8 protein-coding genes are annotated in these 6,046 nt (G+C 63.8%); 3 read left to right on the top strand and 5 right to left on the bottom strand.

What is annotated here, in order from left to right; translation table 11 throughout:
• Window positions 1–68: 68 nt before the first annotated feature.
• The 4 genes from M9H71_RS21255 to M9H71_RS21240 are packed head-to-tail and all read right to left on the bottom strand — an operon-like array spanning window position 69 to window position 2,565.
• The gene (locus M9H71_RS21255; protein ID WP_455406894.1) at window positions 69–452 is read right to left on the bottom strand and encodes a helix-turn-helix domain-containing protein; all 384 of its coding nucleotides are present in this window, start codon (window positions 450–452) and stop codon (window positions 69–71) included.
• A 10-nt stretch (window positions 453–462) separates the two neighbouring features.
• Complete coding sequence (locus M9H71_RS21250) at window positions 463–765, bottom strand: type II toxin-antitoxin system HigB family toxin (protein WP_042441158.1); 303 nt, start codon at window positions 763–765, stop codon at window positions 463–465.
• 50 nt (window positions 766–815) lie between these two features.
• Window positions 816–2,189, bottom strand: coding sequence for a PleD family two-component system response regulator (locus M9H71_RS21245; protein ID WP_455406893.1), 1,374 nt, complete (start codon window positions 2,187–2,189; stop codon window positions 816–818).
• Window positions 2,190–2,199: 10 nt separating this feature from the next.
• On the bottom strand, window positions 2,200–2,565 hold the full coding sequence (locus M9H71_RS21240; RefSeq protein WP_011158678.1) for a response regulator: 366 nt from the start codon (window positions 2,563–2,565) through the stop codon (window positions 2,200–2,202).
• 125 nt (window positions 2,566–2,690) lie between these two features.
• On the opposite strand from M9H71_RS21240, the gene M9H71_RS21235 reads away from it, so the two are divergent.
• Together M9H71_RS21235 and M9H71_RS21230 are read left to right on the top strand one after the other, a co-directional pair.
• Window positions 2,691–2,990, top strand: coding sequence for a DUF3572 domain-containing protein (locus M9H71_RS21235; RefSeq protein ID WP_455406892.1), 300 nt, complete (start codon window positions 2,691–2,693; stop codon window positions 2,988–2,990).
• Window positions 2,987–4,282, top strand: coding sequence for a DNA polymerase IV (locus tag M9H71_RS21230; RefSeq protein ID WP_455406891.1), 1,296 nt, complete (start codon window positions 2,987–2,989; stop codon window positions 4,280–4,282). The genes M9H71_RS21235 and M9H71_RS21230 overlap by 4 nt, the downstream gene beginning before the upstream one ends.
• A 153-nt stretch (window positions 4,283–4,435) precedes the next feature.
• On the opposite strand, the gene M9H71_RS21225 is transcribed toward M9H71_RS21230, so the two are convergent.
• Window positions 4,436–5,302, bottom strand: a complete 867-nt coding sequence (locus tag M9H71_RS21225) for a cell envelope integrity EipB family protein (RefSeq protein WP_455406890.1) — start codon at window positions 5,300–5,302, stop codon at window positions 4,436–4,438.
• 270 nt (window positions 5,303–5,572) lie between these two features.
• On the opposite strand from M9H71_RS21225, the gene M9H71_RS21220 reads away from it, so the two are divergent.
• Window positions 5,573–6,040 carry a RidA family protein gene (locus M9H71_RS21220; protein WP_164605993.1) on the top strand — a complete coding sequence of 156 codons (468 nt, stop codon included), beginning with the start codon at window positions 5,573–5,575 and terminating at the stop codon, window positions 6,038–6,040.
• Window positions 6,041–6,046 lie beyond the last annotated feature (6 nt).

Raw genomic sequence — 6,046 nt, 5'->3', positions numbered from 1 at the left:
CCAAATTGTTCACGGACGACTGCCAATTGCCTCGGCTACGCCGCCGCCGCGACCATGCCGATCGCTGCTCAGGCGGCACGTTCCGTCTTGTAGGGACGCACCAGCAAGTCAGCCGGGATCTTCCACGCCTCTGCGATTTTACGGATCATCTCGACCGTGAGCACGCGACGACGCGACAGCACCTCGGATGCCCGCGAGCGCGAGCCAAGGAGTTGGGCCAATTCAGTTTGAGTATGTCCGAGTTCGTCGATGGCGTACTGCAGAACATCAACCGGGTCTTGATCTTCGGCGATCGCGATCGGCCACCGCTTTGCTTCGTAAAGGTCGACGAGCGCCAGGAGCACGTCGAGCTTGTCGCCCTCTTCCGATCCTTCTGGAGCGCCCCAGTACGCCTCGATCGACGCAAGTGCGGCACGGTGATCCTCATCTGTACGGATCGGACGAAGGTCCACGACGATCTCCTCAGAAGTGGGACACGGTCAACGCATCGATCCGATCATATTCGGCGTGCGTCCCGACGAACTTCACAAACGCGATCTGGCGACGAAAATCGAAAGCAGCCACCAGCCGAAAATTACCTCCGGCAATCTCGAATCTGACGCGCTCGCTATTGAGCACCTTCGCCTTGGGTGCAGCCTTTTGCACATCGTCGGTCGAAGTCCAGTTCGCCGCCTTGACCAAGGCGTACCAACGCTCGACGGACGGTTTCGCCTCGGGGTGTTTGCCCCAGAACTCCACCAGCACGTTGCGCGCGATCAGACGCATGATCGTGGATAGCACGTTCCCAATTTGGGAACAACAATCGAAAGCGCTGCTTACGCCGCTGCCGCGACCACGCGGTTACGGCCGTCATGCTTGGCACGATACAGCGCGGTGTCGGCGCGTTTCAGCAGGTCGGGGATCGGCTCGCCCTTGCGCTCCAGCGTCGACAGCCCGATCGAGATCGTGACTTCGATCCGGCGCGCGCCCTTTTCGACCGAGAACGGCTCTCCGGCAATGGCGCGGCGCAGCCGTTCCGCCACCATCTGCGCGACGTGCAGATCGGTTTCCGGCATCACGATCACGAACTCCTCGCCGCCGTAGCGGCAGGCCAGATCAATGCCCCGGATCGACTTTTTGATCCGTAGCGCGAACTCGCGCAGAACATCGTCGCCGGCATCGTGGCCGTAGCTGTCGTTGATCGACTTGAAGAAGTCGATGTCGAGGATCATCAGCGCCAGCGGCTTGCCGCGCGTGCCCGCCTGCTCGGCGAGCGTCGCCAGATGGCTTTCCATATAGCGCCGATTATGCAGCCCGGTGAGACCGTCGGTGATCGCCATCTCGATCGAATGCTGCACGTTGTCGCGTAGATGATCGGTGTAACGGCGACGCCTGATCTGGGTCCGCGCTCGCGCCATCAATTCGTTCTTATCGACCGGCCGCAGCAGATAGTCGTTGACGCCGATCTCGAGACCGCGCAGCAGCCGCGCGTTGTTCTCGGCGTCGGCGATCGCCAGGATCGGAACGTGCCGGGTACGCTCCAGCGAGCGGGCCTGACTGCACAGCCGCAGACCGTCGAAATTCTCCAACCCCAGCGACACGATCAGCAGGTCGTAATTGCCCTCGGCGGCGTGGAACAGCGCCTCCGACGGGTTGGTTTCGACATCGACGTCGTGTTCGGCGCTGAGCAGCGGCGCCAGCCGTTCATAGGAAGATGGCCGGTCGTCGACCAGCAGAATGCGGCCGCCCTTCCCTTGATCCGAGACCGCCTCGCGTTCCGGCGCCTGCATGCCGATTTCGAGCGAGGTGATCGCCCGCATCCGCAGCTCGTCGGTCATCATCTTCAGCCGGGTCAGCGACCGCACTCGCGCGATCAGCACGACGTCGGACACCGGCTTGGTGAGGAAGTCGTCGGCGCCGGCTTCGAGCCCGCGCACCCGATCGGCCGGGCTGTCGAGCGCCGTCACCATCACCACCGGGATGAAATGCGTCTTCGGGTTGGACTTCAGCCGGCGGCAGACTTCGAAGCCGTCCATATCCGGCATCATCACGTCGAGCAGCACGATGTCGCATTCGGCGCGCTGGCAGATCTCCAACGCCTGGAAGCCGTTCGACGCGGTAATGACGTCGAAATACTCCGCCGACAGCCGGTCCTCGAGCAGCTTGACGTTCGTCGGAATGTCGTCGACCACCAAGATGCGCGCTGACACGATGCTACTCCTAACCGATGAACCGCCGAACCGTCTCGATGAACTTGCCGACCGAGATCGGCTTCGACAAATAGGCTTCGCAACCGCCTTCGCGGATTCGTTCCTCGTCGCCCTTCATCGCGAACGCGGTGACGGCTACCACCGGAATGTGACGGAGTTCGGCATCGTCCTTGATCCAGCGCGTGACTTCGAGCCCGGACACCTGCGGCAACTGGATGTCCATCAGGATAAGATCGGGGCGCAGCTTGCGAACCAGGTCGAGCGCTTCATATCCATTGCTCGTTCCCGCCGTCTGGTAGCCGTGAGCCTCCAGCAAGTCGCGAAAGAGCTTCATATTGAGCTCGTTGTCTTCGACGATCAGGACGGTTTTCGCCATCCCGCCCTCCAATACTCACACTAAAATGCCCGGGCCGGCGGCCCGCGATCGTTCGACAAGCCGCAAGACTCGGGCATGATTGAATAAAATACAGACGAGAAGTTACGGAAAGGCAAACACAACCGATGCGAAAGCGGCTTCAAGACCCCCGCCAAGCGGCTGAAATCGTAGCGATTCAGGCGCTCTCCTTCATCGCGGGAGATCCCGAGCGGCTCGGCCTGTTCCTGGCCGAGACCGGCATCGGCCCTGAGACGCTGCGGAGTTCCGCCGCCGATCCGCAGTTCCTGATCAGCGTGCTGAATTTCGTGCTGCGCGACGACGCCACCGCGAAGGCCTTCGCCGACTCGGTCGAGCTCCACCCCACCAACGTGGCAGCGGCGCTTCAGGTCCTCGAAGACAAGCGATGGGAGCGTGACACGCCGTGAGCGGCGACGACCCAGCCGCACCCACTTCGCCCGGCTTCTGCCGGGACTGCCTCGCCGACCAGCGCGCCGAGGCGCGGCGGTGCGCGGCCTGCGGCTCGCCGCGGCTGCTGCGGCACCGGTCGCTCGGCGCGCTGTCGCTCGCCCATATCGACTGCGACGCGTTCTATGCGACGGTTGAGAAGCGCGACAATCCGGACCTTGCCGACAAGCCGGTGATCGTCGGCGGTGGCAAGCGCGGCGTGGTGTCGGCAGCCTGCTACATCGCCCGCACGTTCGGGGTGCGCTCGGCGATGCCGATGTTCAAAGCGCTGGCGCTGTGTCCATCGGCGACGGTGGTGCGGCCCGATATGGCGAAGTACGTGCGGGTCGGACGCGAGGTGCGGCAGGCAATGCGCGCGCTGACGCCACTGGTCGAACCGCTGTCGATCGACGAAGCCTTCCTCGATCTGTCCGGCACCGAGCGGATGCACGGCATGATCCCGGCCAAGGTGCTGGCGAAATTCGTCCGAGAGGTCGAGCGCGATATCGGCGTTACCGCATCGGTCGGACTGTCGTGCAACAAGTTCCTGGCCAAGATCGCGTCCGATCTCGACAAGCCGCGGGGCTTCGCCGCCCTCGATCAGGACGAAGCCCGTGAGATGCTGGCGCCGCGGCCGGTCGGCTTCATCTTCGGGGTCGGCCCGGCGACAGCGTCGCGGCTGGCGAACCGTGGCTTCCGCACCATCGCCGACTTGCAGCGCGCCGACGAGATCGAGCTGATGCGGCAATTCGGCGACGAAGGACGGCGGCTGTGGCGACTGGCGCGCGGCATCGACGACCGCAAGGTGGTGCCCGATCGCGGTGCCAAGTCGATCTCCAACGAGACCACCTTCGAAGATGACATCCGCGACCTTGCGACGCTGAAGAAGATCCTGTGGCGACTGTCGGAGAAAGTCTCGTCGCGCCTGAAGAGCGCCGCCCTCTCCGGCTCGACCATCACCTTGAAGCTGAAGACCGCCGACTTCCGCCAGCGCACCCGGGCGCAGACCATCCACGCGCCGACCCAGATGGCGAACCGGATCTTCTCGGTGTCGCGCGAGATGCTGAGCAAAGAGGTCGATGGCACGGCATTCCGGCTGATCGGCACCGGTGTCAGCGCTCTCACCGAGCAGACCGGGCCGGCGGAGGACGACATGCTCGACCGCCGCTCCAGTCACGCCGAGCGGGCGATCGACGACCTGCGCAAGAAATTCGGCGACGCTGCCGTCATCCGCGGCATCGCGTTCGATCGGGTGCAGAAGCCGCAGGGATGACCGTCATCACCATTTGAGGTCATTGCAGGCGGAGCGAACAATCCAGGAGCGCCTCGCACTGAAGCTGGGATTGCTTCTTCACGGAGCCTGTGCCCGGACGGCGCAAAGCGCCGATCCGGGCGCTCCTCGCAATGACGGAACGCAACGGCCTTGTTACTTACACGGCTTGCCCGTCTTGACCTCGAGCTTGCCCATCGCGCCGGCGAGGACGAAATCGTTGTAGTCGAGCACCAGCGAGCGTGACACGCCGTTCTCGTAGAGTTCGAACGACATCGAATAGACCGGTGTCTGTTCGCCGGCGTTGGCTTTAGCGTCGCGGTCGTAATAGCTCACCGTCACCGGCCAGCGCGTCAGCGACTTCATCGCGTCGTCGCTCGTGGACGGATCGGGCGACGCGACCGCGCTACTGCCTTTGATCGGCTGCCCGATCACCGTCAGCGTGTTGTAGACCTTCTCGCCATTGTCCGAGCCGTCATACACCGACAGGTTCAGCAGTGACTTGCCGGCGCGCGCGGCTTCGATGATGCGTTCGATCTGCTCGGTCGGAAACACCGTTGCGCCGTCGAGCTGGAACGTCTTCTGCACCGGCTGCTTCAGCTTCACCGTGATATGATCGCCGGTGCGCTCGGCGATGCCGTCGACGTCGCTCTCCGTGGAGTCGTCCATCCGGGTGCCGATCTTGAAGCGATAGCTCTTGCCGGCGGCGTCCTCCCAGCTCGACGAGCGCAGATCGCTCAGCGTGTTCTTGCCCTCGCCGCTCTCGATCTCCGACACCTGGCGGAAATCGGAGGTGTACCCCTCGCAGGCGTTGCCCGAAAAGTTGTACAGGATGCGACCGCGCACCGTATTCACCGAGGCGTTGTTGCGGGTCTTCAGCAGACTGAGATCGTAAAGCGCCTGATGCGGCAGGAAGTTGATCGCGGGGCCGGCGAACGCCGCCGATCCGGTCGACATGGCGAACGCCGCCACGATTGCCAGCAGTCCCCGGCTCGGTCGCGTCGTCTGTCGTGACACGGGCATATCGTCTCCCTGATAGCGGTAACGGTTAGAATAGGTGGTGGCCGGAGTCACCGCAACGGCCGGGACTTTCTGGATCATCGGATTGCGGTGAAATCACGGAGCATTTGCTTCAAACTCCTGCGAACGGAACCAACCTCTCGCCTTGCCCCCAACGGGCATGGCGTGGCCGGCGGCCTCAGCGGCTTGCTTGCAACGGCCGGCGCAATCGGCCAAACAAGACCGCCCGGCTCGTCCACGCTGGGACAAAGCGAAAAGCAAATGGGGATCGGCATGACCGGGGTGATCGAGCAGAAACTGACCGCGCAGGGCATCGTGTTGCACGAGCCGGCAAGCCCGGTCGCCAACTATGTCGGCTTCGTCCGCACCGGCAACCTGCTGGTGGTATCCGGGCAGGTCTGCTTCGACGGCGAAGGCAAGCTGGTCGCCAAGGGCAAGCTCGGTGCCGACGTCTCGATCGAACAGGGCAATGCCGCGGCGCGCGCCTGCGCGATCAATCTGCTGGCGCAGCTCAAGGCTGCGCTGGGCGATCTCGACAAGGTGGTGCGTGTGGTGCGGCTGGGCGGCTTCATCAACTCGACGCCCGACTTCGTCGATGGCCCGAAAGTTCTGAACGGCGCCTCCGACCTGATGGTCGCGGTGTTCGGCGACAAGGGTCGCCACGCCCGCACCACCGTTGGCGTCGCCTCGCTGCCGGCCAATGCCGCGGTCGAGGTCGAAGGCCTGTTCGAAGTCGCGTAACACGCA

The sequence above is a fragment of the Rhodopseudomonas parapalustris genome, from assembly GCF_053772255.1.
This window is presented reverse-complemented; position numbering and strand designations above follow the sequence as displayed.

Excerpts from the sequence above, each read along its gene's own strand:
- M9H71_RS21250 (WP_042441158.1), bottom strand. The coding sequence starts at position 765 with ATGCGTCTGATCGCGCGCAACGTGCTGGTGGAGTTCTGGGGCAAACAC.
- M9H71_RS21240 (WP_011158678.1), bottom strand. The coding sequence starts at position 2,565 with ATGGCGAAAACCGTCCTGATCGTCGAAGACAACGAGCTCAATATGAAG.
- M9H71_RS21235 (WP_455406892.1), top strand. The coding sequence starts at position 2,691 with ATGCGAAAGCGGCTTCAAGACCCCCGCCAAGCGGCTGAAATCGTAGCG.
- M9H71_RS21225 (WP_455406890.1), bottom strand. The coding sequence starts at position 5,302 with ATGCCCGTGTCACGACAGACGACGCGACCGAGCCGGGGACTGCTGGCA.
- M9H71_RS21220 (WP_164605993.1), top strand. The coding sequence starts at position 5,573 with ATGACCGGGGTGATCGAGCAGAAACTGACCGCGCAGGGCATCGTGTTG.